We start from the raw sequence: 14,851 nt of genomic DNA, 5'->3' as shown, positions 1-14,851 counted from the left end.
ATCGAGCCGCGCGAGCGAGGGGCTGTGGTATATTGTGGGCGTGGATACACTTATAAACGCCCGTATGGTATAGCGTTACAGCATGAGACGGAGAATACAGCGACGTGACGTACTCAGAGGCGCCGGCGCGGCCGGCATCGCGGCGATCGCCGGCTGCTCGACCGAGAGCGGCGACGGCGACGACGGTGGCGACGGCAACGACACGAACGGCGACGACGGCAGCGACGGCGACGACATGGACGGCGACGACGGCAGCGACGGCGACGGCGCGCCCGACGCCGTCATGGTCGTCGGCTTCCCGGAGTCCGGCATCCAGCTGTTCCGCGACTTCTACTCCGAGTTCGCAGACGACGTGCCCGACCTCGACATCATCGTGCCCGACGGGCTGATCGACTCCGACCTCCCCGGCGAGGTCGACAACGACATGAACAACGTCATCGGGACCGCGCCGTCCGCGGGCGGTCCGGGCGCGGACTTCTTCTCCGACCTGTACGAGGAGGAGTACGACACCGCGCCGGGGGTGTTCACCGCGCAGGCGTACGACGCGATGGCGATCGAGATCCTCGCCGCGACCGCGGCGGGCGAGAACGACGGGCAGGCCATCCGCGACCGGATCCGGACCGTCGCGAACCCCGGCGGCGAGGAGTTCGGCCCGGAGAACCTCCCCGATGCGGTCGAGGCCGTCGCGGCCGGCGATCCCGTCCACTACGTCGGCGCGTCTTCGAGCGTCGACTTCGACGTCAACGGCGACATCGCCACCGCGGCGTACGACGTGCGTGACTTCCAGGACGGCGAGATCGAGACGCTCGAGACGCTGGAGTTCGGGAACGAGCTCACGGAGGAGGACGAGAACGCCACGGCCGCCGATCCCGTCGGCGTCGACGAGTTCGAGGCGCGCGTCGGCGTGCTGATGCCCGAGACCGGCGACCTCGGCCCGCTCGGCGGCCCGATCCGCGACGGCGCGCTGCTCGCGGCGACCCAGGTCAACGACGCCGGGCTCGACGTCACGGTCGACACCCGCGTCGAGGACACGCAGACCGACCCGCAGGCGGGGATCTCGGGCGCGAACTCGCTCGTCGACGCCGGCTACAGCGCCGTCGTCGGCCCCGCCGCCTCGAACGTGAACCTCCAGGTGGCCGACCAGGTGTTCATCCCGAACGGCGTCGTGGGCATCTCGCCCTCCTCGACGAGTCCGGACGTGACCGACCTCGACGACGACGACTACGTCTTCCGGACCGCGCCGTCCGACCTGCTGCAGGGTCCGGCGATGGCCGAGCTCGCGATGGGCGACCTCGTGGGCGCCGAGTCCTCCGGGACGCTGTACCTCAACGACGCCTACGGCCAGTCGCTCGAGGAGGAGTACGTGGCCGCGTTCGAAGAGAGCGACGGGGAGATCACGGAGCGCGTCTCCTTCGAGCCGGCGCAGGCGACGTACACCAGCCAGTGGTCGAGCGTCCTGAACCAGTAAAAGGCCCGTAGCGACGGACGGTCCGTCGACGGCGTTCGATTTTTCGCCGCCCGAGTCACCCGCGAGTAGGAGGACCGGCGACGGAGCTACCCGCCGAGGAAGTCCTTCCGCACGTCCTCGTCGGTGAGCAGCACGTCGCCGCGGTCGGTGTAGCGGTTCTCGCCGTTGACGAGCACGTAGCCGCGGTCACAGCGTCGCAGCGCCTCCTTGGCGTTCTGCTCGACCATGAGGACCGCGGTCCCCGAGTCGTTGATCCGGTCGATCCGGTCGAACATGTCGGCGACCAGGTCCGGCGCGAGCCCCGCCGACGGCTCGTCGAGGAGGAGCAGGTCGGGGTCGAGCATGAGCGCCCGGCCCATCGCGACCATCTGGCGCTGCCCGCCGGAGAGCGTCCCGGCCTTCTGGCCGCTCCGCTCCCGGAGGATGGGGAAGCGGTCGTAGATCGTCTCTATCTGGTCCTCCGGGACGCTGTCGAGGATGTACGCGCCCATCTCGAGGTTCTCGCGCACGCTCAGGCCGGGGAACACGTTTTCGTTCTGGGGGACGAACCCGATCCCCTTGCGGATGATCTTCTCGGGCGGGAGCCCATGGATCGACTCGCCCTCGAATTCGACGACCCCGTCCATGTACGTCGTGAGCCCGAAGACCGTTTTCATCACCGTCGACTTCCCCGCGCCGTTCGGCCCGACGACGGTGACGTACTCCCCGTCGGCGACGTCGAGGTCGACGTCCGAGAGGATCTGCAGGTCGCCGTACCCGGCGTCGAGGTCGCGGAGCCGGAGGATGGCGTCGCCCTCGAGCGTGTGGGACGTTCCCGCGGCGGTCGCGTCGCCGACAGATGCCGCGTCGTCGCCGGTGGGTGCCGCGTCGCCGGCGGCGGCCGACGGCTCATCGGCGTCGGCGGGAGTGGTCGCCTCGCCGGAGTCGGCGTCGACCGAGTCCGCGTCCTCGGCGCTCATATGTCCTCCCCCAGGTACGCCTCGATGACGCGTTCGTTGTTCCGTATCTCGTCGCCGGTACCCTCGGCGAGGACGGTGCCCTGATGCATGACGATGACGTGTTCGCAGTTGTTCATGATGACGTCCATGTCGTGTTCGACGAGGAGGAACGTGTAGCCGTCCTCGCGCAGCTGGTGGACCCGATCGAGCAGCTTCTCTTCCAGCGTCGGGTTGACGCCCGCCAGCGGCTCGTCGAGCAGGACCATCTCCGGGTCGGTCATGAGCGCGCGAGCCATCTCGAGGAGCTTCCGCTGCCCGCCGGAGAGGTTCCCCGCGTGTTCGTTCGCGAGGTGGTCGATCTCGAAGAAGTCGAGCGTCTCCCAGGCGCGCTCGCGGAGGGCTTCCTCCTGTTCTATCACCTCGCCCCGGAGTCCCGGCGTGACCGACCGGATCGCCGACTCGCCGATCTGTCCCTTCGGGGCGAGCATCAGGTTCTCCAGGACGGTCATCTCCGCCAGCTCGCGGGCGATCTGGAAGGTCCGGACGAGCCCCTTGCGCGCCATCTGGTAGGGCTTCAGCCCGGTGACGTCCTCGCTTTTGAAGTACACCCTCCCCGCTGTCGGCTCGTGGACGCCGGTGATGCAGTTGAACGTAGTCGATTTGCCGGCGCCGTTCGGACCGATCAGGCCGGTCAGCGACCCCTGCTCGACCTCGAAGGAGGCCCCGTCGACGGCGGTGACGCCGCCGAACCGCTTGACGAGCCCCTCGACGCGGAGCGGCACGCCGGTCGGCATGCGCTTTGCCGCCTCCTCGACCTCGCCGTCGTTCGCCTCGGGTTCGTCGATCGGCGCCGAGTCCGACGCCTCGGCGACGTCGGAGGCGTCCGGAATGTCGCTACTCATCGCTCTCACCCCCGCGGGGACGCTCGGAGAGGTCGACGGCCGCGGCCGTCTCGATCCGGTCGCCGAGGATGCCGTCGGGACGTCGGTGCATGATGAACACGAGTATCAACCCGAGGAAGACGAACTGGAGCGGCGCGATGTTGTCCGTCGCGAACGCGAGGAACGCCGTCGGGTCGAGCGTGGCCACCGCGTCGGCGAACGAGGACGGCGTCTCGGCGTCGATGACGTCGCGCACCGTCGCCCCGACGCGGCGCGGCCCCTCGAACAGCACCGTCGCGAACACGATCCCGCCGAGGACCGCGCCGGCGTTCGACCCCGACCCGCCGATGATGACGGCGATGAACACGTAGAAGGTCAGGAGGGGCATGAACTGCGGCGTCGGCGAGACGTTGCCCTGACTGCCGAACCAGAGGATCCCCGCCAGCCCCATCAGCGCGCAGCCGATGCCGAACACCTTGATCTTGATCAGGTTCACGTTCTTCCCGAGCGAGTTCGCGACGAGTTCGTCCTCGCGGATCGCCTTGAGCGTCCGCCCGAACGGCGACCGACCGAGCCGTTCGAGGAGGACGAAATAGCCGACCACGAAGCCGGCGAGGACGGCGATGTACCCCCAGTCGATCAGGACCGAGTGGGAGATCCCGAGACCCCCGGACCCGAAGACGCCGAAGACGACCTCACCGAAGGCGGTCGGCGAGTTGGCCTGGCCGTCGACGAGGAAGAGGTCGCGGACCGGGTTCCGCGGCATCCCCATCCCGCGACCGCCGCCGGTCCCGGCGCCGATCGTTTCCCGGAGGAACGCGTCGAACGCGCTCGACTGGAGGATAAGCCGAATGATCTCCGAGATGCCGAGGGTGACGATCGCGAGGTAGTCCGCCTTGAGCCGGAGCGCCGGGAGCGCCGCGATCAGGCCGACGACCGCGGCCACCAGCATGCCGGCGACGATGCCGACCGGCAGCGGGAGCCCGAAGCCGGGCGGGCCGAACGCCGGGTCCGGCGACCGCACGACGATCCCCATCGTGTAGACGCCGAGCGCCATGAACCCGGCCACGCCGATGTTGAACAGCCCGGCGTACCCCCACTGGAGGTTCAGCGCGAGCGCGGAGAGGGCGTACACCAGCCCGAGGAACGTCAGCGTCCGCATCAGGCCGACGACGCTGTTGAGCCCGTCCGTGAAGGTCAGGAGGGCCGCGACGAGGTAGACGAGCAGCAGCGTCCCGAGGATGAGCCCGAGGTCGCTGCGGCGCGCGGCCTCGAACAGGGCGGCCGTCGCGCTCTCGGGGGCCTCCGTCTCGCCCGGGTGCGGATCGCTCATGCGGTCGAAACACCTCCGAAGAGCCCCTCCGGACGCAACAGGAGCATGGTGATCATCACGGCGAAGGCGGCGGCCTCGTTGAAGTCGGAGGGTATCCAGATCGTCGAGGTCGTGAACACGACCCCGATGACGACCCCGCCGGCTATCGCGCCGTACACCGACCCGATGCCGCCGAGAATCACGGCGGCGAAGATGAGGAGGAGGAGCAACCAGCCGAAGTCGAACTGGATCGTCCCCCGTAGCAGCACGTAGAGATACCCGGAGGCCCCCGCCAGCCCGCCGCCGATGAGCCACGTGGCGGTGACGACGCGCTCGGCCGGGATGCCGGTGACCAGCGCGAGGTCCTTGTTGTCCGCCATCGCCCGCATCGCGGTGCCGAGCTTCGTGTGCTGGAGCATGAAGTGCATCGCGAGCATGAGCCCGACGGCCGCGACGACGATGGTCAGCTCGTGGGCGTTGATCGAGAGGCCGAGCGGATCGAACGCGAGGTTCGACGCGTCGACGCTCGCGGTGACGCCCCGGCGGTCGGATCCGTAGACGAACTGGATCAGGTACCGGACGACCAGCGCGGCACCGATCGACGCGATGAGGATCGAGATCCCGTCGCGGTCACGCATGGGCTTGTAGAAGGCGCGGTCGAGCGCGAGCGCGACGGCCGCGGTGATCGCGAAGGCGGCGACGAGACCGACGAGGATAGCCGCCGGCGCCGAGAGGATGTGCGCGCCGATGTCGCCGGCGCTCACGTTCCCGGCGTCCCGAACGGTCAGCAGGGCGCGGACCGGCACGTCGCCGAAGCCGGCTATCAGAAACGCCACGCCCCACCCTGTGAACGCCCCCGTACTGACGAGGTCGCCGTGCGAGAAGTTCGCGAACGAGAGGATGCTGTACGTCATCGAGAGTCCGATCCCGGCGAGCCCGATCACGAGCCCGATCACGAGACCGCTCCAGAGGTTCGAGCCGAGCCGGCCGACGGAGACCGCCCCGCCGATCGGACCGACCGAGACACCCGCGAGCTTCGCCGCGAGGTCGACGAGGAGCAGGCCGCCGAGCAGGGCGACGAGGAGGAGCCCGGGCCGGGCCCGCGCCGCGTCGACGATCGACGATTCAGTTGTACCCATGTGTACGTCTCACTAACGCTGGCTCTGATATGGAGAGGTAAATAACTCGCTGTTTCGACAAAAGTCGGCACCTCGAACGCCGCTGACACCCGGCGACGGTGCGGTCGTCAGTCCCCGCCGGCGGCCCGCGCGTGACGCCGGGCGTCCTCGGGCGAGCGCCCCTCGCGGAGCAGCGCCTCGACGAACAGCTCGCCGGCCTTGTACGACGAGCGGACCATCGGCCCCGAGGCGCAGTAGAGGAAGTCGAACTCCTCCTCCGCGACCGCGCGCCACGTCTCGAAGACGTCGGGGTGGACGTAGTCGAACACGTCGAGGTGCGAGCGCGACGGCTGGAGGTACTGCCCGAACGTGACGACGTCGACGCCGACCTCGCTGAGGTCGCCGAGCGTCCGGTACACCTCGTGGTCGTACTCGCCGACGCCGAGCATGAGGCTCGTCTTGGTGTGGACGTCGGACGTCCGGTCGACCCGGTCGAGCACCCCGAGCGACTGCTCGTAGTCGGCGCGCCGGTCGCGCACCGGCCACTGGAGGCGCTCGACCGTCTCGACGTTGTGGGCGATCACGTCCGGCCCCGCCTCGACGATCCGGTCGATCGCCGCCGGGTCGCCCTGGAAGTCCGGTATCAGGGTCTCGACGAGGGTCTCCGGGTCGCGCCGCTTGATCTCGCGGATCGTCTCGGCGAAGTGCGCGGAGCCGCCGTCGGGGAGGTCGTCGCGGTCGACCGAGGTCAAGACGACGTAGTCGAGCCCGATCTCCGTCACGGCCTCGGCGACGTTCGCGGGCTCGTCGGGGTCGAGCGACTCCATGCCGCCGGTGGCGACGTCACAGAAGTTACAGCCCCGCGAGCAACGGTCGCCCATCAGCATGAACGTCGCGGTGCCGGGGCCGTCCCGGCCGGACCAGCACTCGCCCATGTTCGGGCAGTTGGCCTCCTCGCAGACGGTGTGGAGGTCGCGCTCGCGGAGGCGCTCTTTGATCTCCGTGAACCGGGAGCCGGACGGGGGCCGCGACTTCAACCAGTCCGGCTTCCGACGGCCGCGTTCCATACCCGTCCCACGGCGCCCGGGTGCAAAAACGTGCGGATCAGACGCAGGATCGACCCGACCCCGCGGCGGGAACACGTCTCGTATCCAACACCAATATACTTTTATTATATCGCTTCTATCACGAACTATTCGATGTTCGACGTCGATCGCGAGGCGATCACCGACGGGCCGGTCGGCCGAGTGCTGCTGCTGCTCGCGGCGCCGCTCGTCGCGCAGAACCTCGTGTACGTCGCGAACGCCCTGGTCGACACCTTCTGGCTCGGCCGCGTGAGCGAGGACGCCGTGGCGGCGGTCGGGCTCAGTCTCCCGATCCAGTCGTTTCTCGGCGCGATCGTCGTCGTCGCCGCGGTGGGGACCCAGATCCTGGTCGCGCAGCGGGCTGGCGGCGAGGACGACCGGGGCGCTCGCCGCGTCGCGGTCAACGGGAGCCTCGTCGCCCTCGCGGTCACCGTCGCCGTCGCGATTCCCGCCGCCGTCTACGCCGAGGAGCTGGTTCGCTTTCTCGGGGCGGACCCCGCGCTCGCCGGGACCACGGCCGTCTACCTCTCGATAGTCGTCGCGGTCCTCCCCGTCGGCGCGGTGGGCGACACGGTCGAGAACTGCTTCACCGCCTACGGCGACACGCGCGCCGTCCTCCACGTGACCGTCGCGAGCGTCCTCGTCAACCTGGTCGCGGCGCCGGTGCTGATCTTCGGCGTCGGTCCGGCCCCGGAACTCGGCGTCGCCGGCGCGGCCCTCGGCACGGCGCTCGCGGGCGTCGCCGGGCTGGTTCACATCCTCGCGTACGCGGCCGGCGTGGGTCGCGACACGTTCCGACTCACCCGGGACGCGCTCGTCGTCGACGCCGGTGACCTCCGCGAGGTCGTCTCGGTCGGGCTCCCGCTCGGCGGCCAGCGCGGCGTGAGCGAACTGGTCCGCGTGCTCGTCGTCGGGCTCGTGGCGATCGCCGGCGGCGCCGCCGGAGTGGCGGCGTACACGGTCGGCGCGCGCGTCGCGACCCTCGCGATCGTCCCCGCGCTCGGAGTCCAGCAGGCGGCCCAGTCGATGATCGGCCAGAACCTCGGCGCCCAGGCCCCGCGCCGCGCCCGGCGGACGACGACGGTCGGCACGGGGATGGTCGTCGCCGCGTTCCTCGGGCTCGGGGCCGTCCAGTTCCTGTTCGCCGGCGGGCTCGCCGACCTGCTCGCCCCCGATCTCACGCCGACGGGGCGGGCGCTCGCGGTGCTGTACCTCCGGATTCTCGCCGTCTCTTACTGGGCGCTCGGCGGGACGTACACCCTCCTCGCCGGGTTCAACGGCGCCTCGCGCACCCGGACCTCCTTCGTCGCCGACCTCGTCAAGTACTGGGGGGTCCGGTTCCCCATCGCGGTCGCCGCGGTGCCGGCGACGGCGACGTTCGGGGCGTTCGGCGTCGCCGTCGCGCCCGGCCTCGGCTGGGGCGTCGAGGCCGTGTTCTGGGCGGTCGCCGTCTCGAACGTCGTCGGGTTCCTCGGCCTCGGCGCGTACTTCGCGTACACGACCCGCCGGGGGATGTTCGCGAACGCCGCCGAGCGCGCGAGCGACGGCGGAAGCGGGAGCGCCGCCGAGACCGCCGACGACGACTGAGGGGGTCGGCGCCTACCGGAGGTCGTCGCTCTCGACGACGGTCGCGAACTCGCCGTCGAGGTGCGCGAGCGCGACGCGGTGGGAGGTGTCGGCGTCGATCGCCTCGCCGTCGTACCCCTCGCGGGCGTGGGTCGCGGTCGCGTCGGCGACGACGGCGACGTCGTAGCCGCGGTTCTCGGCCGCGCGGGTCGTGGTGGAGACGCAGTGGTCGGTGGTGAGCCCGCAGACGACGAGCGCGTCGTGACCCGCCTCGCGGAGCCACGCGTCGAGCCCCGAGTCGAGGAAGGCGCCGTTGACTGACTTCTCGAAGGTCGGTTCGCCCTCGACCGGGGCCGTCTCCGGCTTCCACGCGAAGCCCGGCGCGTCGGGGCGGAGCGGGGAGTCCGGCTCCGTCGAGGCGTGTCGCACGTGCGCCACGGGCCGGTCCGCCTCGCGCCACCGGCGGAGGAGCGCGGCCGCGACCGACTCGGCGTCGGGGTTGTTCCGCTCGCCCCACCCCGGCTCGTCGAAGCCGCTCTGGAAGTCGATCAGGAGGAGGACGGCGCCGTCGGGGACTCCGGGGCGGTCGGCGTCAGTGGCCGCCGACCGCGACGCGTCAGTCATCGCCGAGCCCCGAGGTCACCGGCGGCGACGCGTCGCCGGGCGTCCGCGGGTCCGCGAACCGCCGCCACGCGCCCGGCTCCAGCAGCGCCGCGGGCGCCTTCGGGTGCTCGCGGCTCGGTCGCAGGGGACAGGCGTCCGGGCTCGCGTCGTCGTCCTCGCGGAAGAGGTACTGCGTCCACTCGCGGTCGCCCTCGATCCCCCAGTCGCCGAGGTCGGCGTGGGGGCAGACCCCGTCGTACTCGCTCATGCGGCCGCGGATCGCCTCGCGGGCGCGCTCGCCGGCCTCGGTGTCCGCGGTGATCCCCTCGAAGACGGCCCGCGGCTGGAAGGTGATCTCCAGCCCGACGGGGGAGTAGCGGCTCTTCCGCTCGGTGTAAAACGGCGCCCGCGAGGTGGGAAACAGCGGCTCGCCGCCGAAACAGAACTCCCAGCGCGGCGTGTCCGGGTCGGTCGGGATCTCCTCGGGCCACGGCTCCGGGTCGTGGACGTGGAGGAACTCCAAGACGTGCCACAGCCGCTCGTGGTAGTGCGCCTCGCCCGGGTCGCCCTCGGGCGGTCGGAAGAACACCGCCAGCGGGGCGCGGTCCGCGTGGTCCTCGTACGTCCCCAGGTACTGCCGGAGGACGTCGCGGAACCGGAGGAGCGCGGCGGGGTCGGTCGTCGACTCGCAGGCGGCGTACAGCAGGTCGCCCTCGCGCTCGACTTCGATGCCGAAGTAACAGGGGAACGGCGACCCGTCGCGCTCGCCGAGCATCGACTCGCGGAAGGTCCGGTAGTGGTCGCGCAGCCAGTCGGGGGCGTCGTCGAGCCGCTCGTGGAGCGTCTCCTGGTCCAACAGCACGCCCTCGGTCCCGGGCTCGTTCATACGTCACATCGGTGGCTAGCGGCCTTGTGACTTTCGCCGAGGGCGGTGAATCCGGGGCACAGGGGACGCGGAGGCGGGGAAGTCGTAAACGAATTCCGTACCAGAGATACACAAAATACTTTTCAGGAGCGTGTGAGTGGGTATCAACGGAGATCCTCTCATGCCAGCAGCTGTCTTTCCGCAATCGGAGTACGAAACGCGGGTCGAGCGGACGAAAGCGAAGCTCCGCGAGCGCGACCTCGACGCGATCGTCCTCTCGGACCCCGCGAACATGAACTACATCGCGGGGTACGACGGGTGGTCCTTTTACGTCCACCAGGCGGTCGTCGTCACGCGCGACCACCCCGAGCCGGTGTGGGTCGGCCGCGACATGGACAAGAACGGCGCGCGCGCGACGACGTGGCTCTCGGAGCCGAACATGCGGGCCTACAGCGACGACCACGTCCACTCGCCGTACGACCTGCACCCGATGGACTTCCTCGCGGACGTCCTGGGCGACCTCGAGGTCGCGGACGGTCGGATAGCCGTCGAAATGGACGCCGCGTACTTCACGGCGAAGTCGTACACGCGACTCGGGTCGAAGCTCCCGGACGCGGAGCTCGTCGACGCGGACCTCCTCGTCAACTGGATCCGGGTGCGCAAGTCCGACCGGGAGATCGAGTACATGCGGGAGGCGGCGAAGATCTCGGAGTCGGCGATGCTCGCCGGACTCGACGCCATCGAGCCCGGCGTCCCGGAGTACGAGGTCGCGGCCGAGATATACGACAGGCTGATCCGGGGGACCGACGAGTACGGCGGCGACTATCCGGCGATCGTCCCGTTGATGCCGTCCGGCGACCACACGGGGACCCCGCACCTCACGTGGAGCGATCGGGAGTTCGCGGAGGGCGACCCGGTGCTCATCGAGCTGTCGGGGTGCCGTCACCGCTACCACTCGCCGCTGGCGCGAACGGCGTTCGTCGGCGACGCCCCGGACGCCGTCGAGCGGACCGCGGAGATCGTCGTCGAGGGGATAGACGCCGCGCTGGACGCGGTCGAGCCGGGCGTCACCTGCGAGCGCGTTGAAAAGGCGTGGCGCGAGACGATAGCGCAGTACGGCGTCGAGAAGGAGGACCGGATCGGGTACTCGATGGGACTCGGCTACCCGCCGGACTGGGGCGAGCACACCGCCAGCATCCGCCCCGGCGACGAGACGGTCCTCGAAGAGGGGATGACGTTCCACATGATCCCGGGGCTGTGGGAGGACGAGTTCGGCGTCGAACTGAGCGAGACGTTCGCGGTCACGTCGACGGGCGCGGAGACCCTCGCGGAGTTCCCGCGACGGCTGTTCTCTGCCTGATTCCCGGCGGACTCGTTCCCTACCTTCCGGCGGACTCACCCACACCTTCGGGCGGACTCACGAGCCGTCGCTCGGGGCGCGTACGAGGTTCCGCAGCGACGCCGGGTCATCGCCCGCGTCGAGCGCGGCGACGTTGTCCGCGACGATCGCCGCGAGGCGGTCCCAGTGTTTCGGAGTGTGTCCGCCGGTGTGCGGCGTGATCAGGCAGTTCTCTAAGTCCCACAGCGGGTGATCGGACGGGAGCGGCTCCGGGTCGGTGACGTCGAGCGCCGCGCCGCGGATCCCGTTCGACCGGAGCGCGGAGACCAGCGCGTCCGTCTCGACGATCCCGCCGCGAGCCGCGTTGACGACGACCGCGTGCGGCGGCAGCGTCGCCAGCTCGGCGTCCCCGATGAGCCCGCGGGTGAGGTCGTTTAGGGGACAGGCGACGACGACGTAGTCGCTGCGCGCGAGCGCGTCGTGGATCGCGTCCGGCTCGAACCTGACGACCTCGTCGGTCGGGCCGCCTTTCGACGGCGTGTACCGGACCCCGACGGTCTCGACGTCGAAGCCGGCGAGCCGGTCGACGACGTGCTGGCCGATCGACCCGAGCCCGATCACGGTGACCGTGCTCCCCGCGAACTCGTGCGACTGGAAGTGCCGCCACTCCGCGTTCGACTTGCGACGCCACCCCTCGTGGAGCCGTCGAGCGAAAATGAGCATGTTGGCGATCGACTGCTCCGCGATCCCCGGCGCGTGGATCCCGCCGGCGTTGGTGACGGCGACCCCCTCGTTCGCGAGCGCCTCGACCGGGACGTGGTCCGTCCCGGCGAACGTACACGCGAACAGCTCGAGCCGGTCGGCGTCCGCGACCAGTTCCTCCGAGACGGTGATCCCGGTGACCACCCGAGCCAGCGGGACCAGCTCGCGCTCCGCGGCCGGCGTGCGAGCCAGCGCGACGGTCCGGTCCGGCAGGTGCTCCCGCAGCGTCTCGGCGTACGATTCCATCGACAGTCCCTCGGTCCCCTCCCGGAGAACGACGACGTCAGGCTCTGCTGTCATAGGTTGTGTCTCCACCCCGTGGTGGTGTCGGTCGTGCGTTCGCGAGTGACTCATATACGTTTTCGTATTCTCGGTACACGATCATCGTATACCCTTAACTGGATCCGGGAGACACGCGTACGCATGACACGACCGATCGCGGACCGGCTGACCGAGCTCCGTCGCGGCTTCCACCGACACCCGGAGCCCGGCTGGCGCGAGTTCTACACGACCAGTCGCCTCGTCGAGGAGATCGAGGCGATCGGGGTCGACGAGTTGGCGGTGGGCCGGGAGGCGTACGACCCGGACGACCGCATGGCGAAGCTTGACGACGACGCCTACGAGCCGTGGGTCGAGCGCGCTCGCGAGCGCGGGGCCCGCGAGGACGTCCTCGAGCGGACCGCGGGCGGGGTCACCGGCTGCGTCGCGGTCGTCGACCGCGGCGAGGGACCGACCGTCGGCCTCCGGGTCGACATCGACGGCCTGTTCATCCAGGAGTCCGACGACGAGGACCACCATCCCGCCCGAGAGGGGTTCCGATCGGAGATCGACGGGACAATGCACGCCTGCGGTCACGACGCGCACATGACGTGGGGGCTCGCCGTCCTCGAGGCCGTCGCGGAAAGCGACTTCCGCGGGCGATTCGTCGCCTTCTTCCAACCGGCCGAGGAGATCGGCGGCGGCGGCCACCCGATGGCGGAGAGTCGGTTCGCTCGGGGGCTCGATTACCTGTTCGCGGCACACGTCGGGCTCGGCCACCCGACCGGCCGGGTCGTCGCGGGGATCGAGCGCCCGCTGGCGATGGCCCACGTCGACGCGTCGTTTCGGGGGAAGTCCGCGCACGCCGGCAAGGCGCCCGAGGAGGGCGAGAACGCGATGCAGGCGCTCGGCACGGCCATCTCGAACGCCTACGGCATTCCCCGCCACAGCGACGGGATGACGCGCGTGAACGTCGGATACGCGGAGGCCGGAAGCGCGAGCAACGTGATCGCCGAGCACGCGCGGGTCGAGGCCGAAGCGCGGGGCGAGACGACGGCGCTCAAGGAGTACGCCAAGTCGCGGCTGGAGCGGGCGTTCCGCGGCGCCGCCGTCTCGCACGGCTGCGAGCTGGAGTTCGACGTCGTCAGCGAGTCGCCGCGCGCCGACAGCGACGCGGCGCTCGTCGACCACGTCGCCGCGGTCGCCCGGGACGTCGACGGCGTCGACGAGGTGGTCCCGACGGCCGACTTCGGCGCGAGCGAGGACGCGACGTTCCTCATGAAACGCGCACAGGAGGACGGGGGGCTCGCGTCGTATCTGATCGTCGGGACGGACCACCCGACCGATCACCACACGCCGACGTTCGACGTCGACGAACGGAGCCTGCAGATCGGCGTCGAGACGCTCACCGAGGCGGTGGTAACGGCGCGCTCGCTGTCAGAGTAAGCGCGGAGGAACCGTCGAGGAGGGAGTCGCGCCGTCCTCACGCGGTCGTCGGCGTCGGCCCCGCGGCCGCGACCGAGTCGAGGAAGATCGAGACCCCGAGGTCGATCTCGCGTTCCGTCGAGTCGAGCGGGGGGAGGAGTCGGATCGTCTTCTTCCCGCAGCCGAGCGTGAGCAGGCCGCGCTTCAACGCCTCGGCGACCACGTCGTCGCGGCGGTCGGGGGTGTCGAACTCGACGGCCAGCATCAGCCCCTTCCCGCGCACGTCGACCACGTGGTCGCCCGTGTCCTCGCCGAGCAGTTCCGTGGCCTGCCGGCCGCGCTCGGTGGCGTTCGCGAGCAGGTCGTGCTCGTCGATCGCCTCCAGCGTGAACGCCCCCATCATCGAGCCCAAGAGGTCGCCGCCGCCGAACGTCGAGCCGAGGCGGTTCTTCTCCGACGGGAAGACGTCCGACCGGGAGATCGTCGCGCCGACGCGGAGCGCCTTCGCGGCCGCGATCACGTCCGGCTCGATGGCGTAGTGGTCCGCCGCCCACATCTCGCCCGTCCGGCCGACCCCCGACTGGATCTCGTCGACGACGAGCGGGATGTCGTACTCCTCGGTGACGGCCGCGACTTCGTCCATGAACGCCTCGCTCGGGAAGCGGTAGCCGCCGACGCCCTGGATCGGTTCGAGCGTCAGGAACGCGATTTCAGCGGGATCGACGTGCCCGCCCTCGGGCCCGAGCATGTCGCGGAGCCGCGAGCCGCCGCCCGCGAAGAAGCCGCAGTCGCAGCTCGCGGCGTCACAGCCGCGATCCGCACAGAACGGGACCGTCTCGATGCCGCTGATCTCGGGATACCGACGGGTGTACACGTCCTTCGACTTCGTCAACGAGAGTGTTCCGAGGGTGCGGCCGTGGAAGCTCCCGCTGAAGGCCACGCCGTACTTCGCGGAGACGCGGTGGTCGTGCGTGATCTTCATCGCGTTCTCCATCGCCTCGGCGCCCGAGTTCGAGAGGAACACCGTGTCCATCCCGTAGTGACTGGAGACGTCGGTCAGCCGGTCCATGAGGTGACTCGATCCCGGGAAGTCGGCCTCCGCCGGGCTCGGCCCCGACCCGAAGTACATGTCTTGGCCGGCGATCTTCATCGGCTCCACGAGGTCGAACTCCCGCACCTTCGAGAGCACCTTCTCGTTGTTGTACCCGAGCGGGGCCGCGCCGATGTGACA

The 14,851-nt window shown here is 70.2% G+C and carries 13 protein-coding genes; 4 read left to right on the top strand and 9 right to left on the bottom strand.

All coding sequences use genetic code 11. The features are described from left to right. Positions 1 to 82: 82 nt before the first annotated feature. Positions 83 to 1,468 (top strand): ABC transporter substrate-binding protein, encoded by a 1,386-nt coding sequence (locus tag R6U01_RS00535; protein ID WP_410284507.1) that lies wholly within the window; start codon positions 83 to 85, stop codon positions 1,466 to 1,468. 86 nt (positions 1,469 to 1,554) lie between these two features. Here R6U01_RS00535 and R6U01_RS00530 read toward each other — a convergent pair whose 3' ends face one another. The 5 genes from R6U01_RS00530 to lipA form a co-directional block, all read right to left on the bottom strand. Then, positions 1,555 to 2,427 carry an ABC transporter ATP-binding protein gene (locus tag R6U01_RS00530; protein ID WP_410284506.1) on the bottom strand — a complete coding sequence of 291 codons (873 nt, stop codon included), beginning with the start codon at positions 2,425 to 2,427 and terminating at the stop codon, positions 1,555 to 1,557. Then, positions 2,424 to 3,308, bottom strand: coding sequence for an ABC transporter ATP-binding protein (locus R6U01_RS00525; protein ID WP_410284505.1), 885 nt, complete (start codon positions 3,306 to 3,308; stop codon positions 2,424 to 2,426). Before R6U01_RS00525 ends, R6U01_RS00530 begins: the two co-directional genes overlap by 4 nt. Continuing rightward, entirely contained in the window at positions 3,301 to 4,620 is a 1,320-nt protein-coding gene (locus tag R6U01_RS00520; protein ID WP_410284504.1) for a branched-chain amino acid ABC transporter permease, read from the bottom strand. The genes R6U01_RS00525 and R6U01_RS00520 overlap by 8 nt, the downstream gene beginning before the upstream one ends. Continuing rightward, positions 4,617 to 5,738, bottom strand: a complete 1,122-nt coding sequence (locus R6U01_RS00515; protein WP_410284503.1) for a branched-chain amino acid ABC transporter permease — start codon at positions 5,736 to 5,738, stop codon at positions 4,617 to 4,619. Before R6U01_RS00515 ends, R6U01_RS00520 begins: the two co-directional genes overlap by 4 nt. 107 nt (positions 5,739 to 5,845) lie before the next feature. After that, positions 5,846 to 6,784, bottom strand: coding sequence for a lipoyl synthase (gene lipA, locus R6U01_RS00510; RefSeq protein ID WP_410284502.1), 939 nt, complete (start codon positions 6,782 to 6,784; stop codon positions 5,846 to 5,848). Positions 6,785 to 6,916: 132 nt separating this feature from the next. Between lipA and R6U01_RS00505 the strand changes: the two genes are divergently transcribed. Next, positions 6,917 to 8,389, top strand: coding sequence for an MATE family efflux transporter (locus R6U01_RS00505; protein ID WP_410284501.1), 1,473 nt, complete (start codon positions 6,917 to 6,919; stop codon positions 8,387 to 8,389). Positions 8,390 to 8,401: 12 nt separating this feature from the next. Here R6U01_RS00505 and R6U01_RS00500 read toward each other — a convergent pair whose 3' ends face one another. Together R6U01_RS00500 and R6U01_RS00495 are read right to left on the bottom strand one after the other, a co-directional pair. Beyond that, positions 8,402 to 8,992, bottom strand: coding sequence for a cysteine hydrolase family protein (locus tag R6U01_RS00500; RefSeq protein ID WP_410284500.1), 591 nt, complete (start codon positions 8,990 to 8,992; stop codon positions 8,402 to 8,404). Beyond that, the gene (locus tag R6U01_RS00495) at positions 8,985 to 9,857 is read right to left on the bottom strand and encodes a YqcI/YcgG family protein (protein ID WP_410284499.1); all 873 of its coding nucleotides are present in this window, start codon (positions 9,855 to 9,857) and stop codon (positions 8,985 to 8,987) included. The genes R6U01_RS00500 and R6U01_RS00495 overlap by 8 nt, the downstream gene beginning before the upstream one ends. Before the next feature lie 160 nt (positions 9,858 to 10,017). On the opposite strand from R6U01_RS00495, the gene R6U01_RS00490 reads away from it, so the two are divergent. Continuing rightward, positions 10,018 to 11,196 carry a M24 family metallopeptidase gene (locus R6U01_RS00490; RefSeq protein ID WP_410284498.1) on the top strand — a complete coding sequence of 393 codons (1,179 nt, stop codon included), beginning with the start codon at positions 10,018 to 10,020 and terminating at the stop codon, positions 11,194 to 11,196. A gap of 57 nt (positions 11,197 to 11,253) precedes the next feature. Here the strand turns inward: R6U01_RS00490 and R6U01_RS00485 are convergent, their stop codons facing one another. Then, a complete protein-coding gene (locus R6U01_RS00485; protein ID WP_410284497.1) occupies positions 11,254 to 12,237 on the bottom strand; it encodes a D-2-hydroxyacid dehydrogenase in 984 nt (327 codons plus the stop codon). A 123-nt stretch (positions 12,238 to 12,360) separates the two neighbouring features. On the opposite strand from R6U01_RS00485, the gene R6U01_RS00480 reads away from it, so the two are divergent. Beyond that, complete coding sequence (locus R6U01_RS00480; RefSeq protein WP_410284496.1) at positions 12,361 to 13,641, top strand: amidohydrolase; 1,281 nt, start codon at positions 12,361 to 12,363, stop codon at positions 13,639 to 13,641. Positions 13,642 to 13,678: 37 nt separating this feature from the next. Here the strand turns inward: R6U01_RS00480 and R6U01_RS00475 are convergent. Continuing rightward, positions 13,679 to 14,851, bottom strand: a 1,173-nt coding sequence (locus R6U01_RS00475; protein WP_410284495.1) for an aspartate aminotransferase family protein, incomplete at its 5' end; no start/stop codon positions are given.

Origin of the sequence: Halorubrum sp., from assembly GCF_046498025.1 — an archaeon.
Taxonomy (GTDB): domain Archaea; phylum Halobacteriota; class Halobacteria; order Halobacteriales; family Haloferacaceae; genus Halorubrum.
This window is presented reverse-complemented; position numbering and strand designations above follow the sequence as displayed.

Excerpts from the sequence above, each read along its gene's own strand:
- R6U01_RS00535 (WP_410284507.1), top strand. The coding sequence starts at position 83 with ATGAGACGGAGAATACAGCGACGTGACGTACTCAGAGGCGCCGGCGCG.
- R6U01_RS00530 (WP_410284506.1), bottom strand. The coding sequence starts at position 2,427 with ATGAGCGCCGAGGACGCGGACTCGGTCGACGCCGACTCCGGCGAGGCG.
- R6U01_RS00525 (WP_410284505.1), bottom strand. The coding sequence starts at position 3,308 with ATGAGTAGCGACATTCCGGACGCCTCCGACGTCGCCGAGGCGTCGGAC.
- R6U01_RS00520 (WP_410284504.1), bottom strand. The coding sequence starts at position 4,620 with ATGAGCGATCCGCACCCGGGCGAGACGGAGGCCCCCGAGAGCGCGACG.
- R6U01_RS00515 (WP_410284503.1), bottom strand. The coding sequence starts at position 5,738 with ATGGGTACAACTGAATCGTCGATCGTCGACGCGGCGCGGGCCCGGCCC.
- lipA (WP_410284502.1), bottom strand. The coding sequence starts at position 6,784 with ATGGAACGCGGCCGTCGGAAGCCGGACTGGTTGAAGTCGCGGCCCCCG.
- R6U01_RS00505 (WP_410284501.1), top strand. The coding sequence starts at position 6,917 with ATGTTCGACGTCGATCGCGAGGCGATCACCGACGGGCCGGTCGGCCGA.
- R6U01_RS00500 (WP_410284500.1), bottom strand. The coding sequence starts at position 8,992 with ATGACTGACGCGTCGCGGTCGGCGGCCACTGACGCCGACCGCCCCGGA.
- R6U01_RS00495 (WP_410284499.1), bottom strand. The coding sequence starts at position 9,857 with ATGAACGAGCCCGGGACCGAGGGCGTGCTGTTGGACCAGGAGACGCTC.
- R6U01_RS00490 (WP_410284498.1), top strand. The coding sequence starts at position 10,018 with ATGCCAGCAGCTGTCTTTCCGCAATCGGAGTACGAAACGCGGGTCGAG.
- R6U01_RS00485 (WP_410284497.1), bottom strand. The coding sequence starts at position 12,237 with ATGACAGCAGAGCCTGACGTCGTCGTTCTCCGGGAGGGGACCGAGGGA.
- R6U01_RS00480 (WP_410284496.1), top strand. The coding sequence starts at position 12,361 with ATGACACGACCGATCGCGGACCGGCTGACCGAGCTCCGTCGCGGCTTC.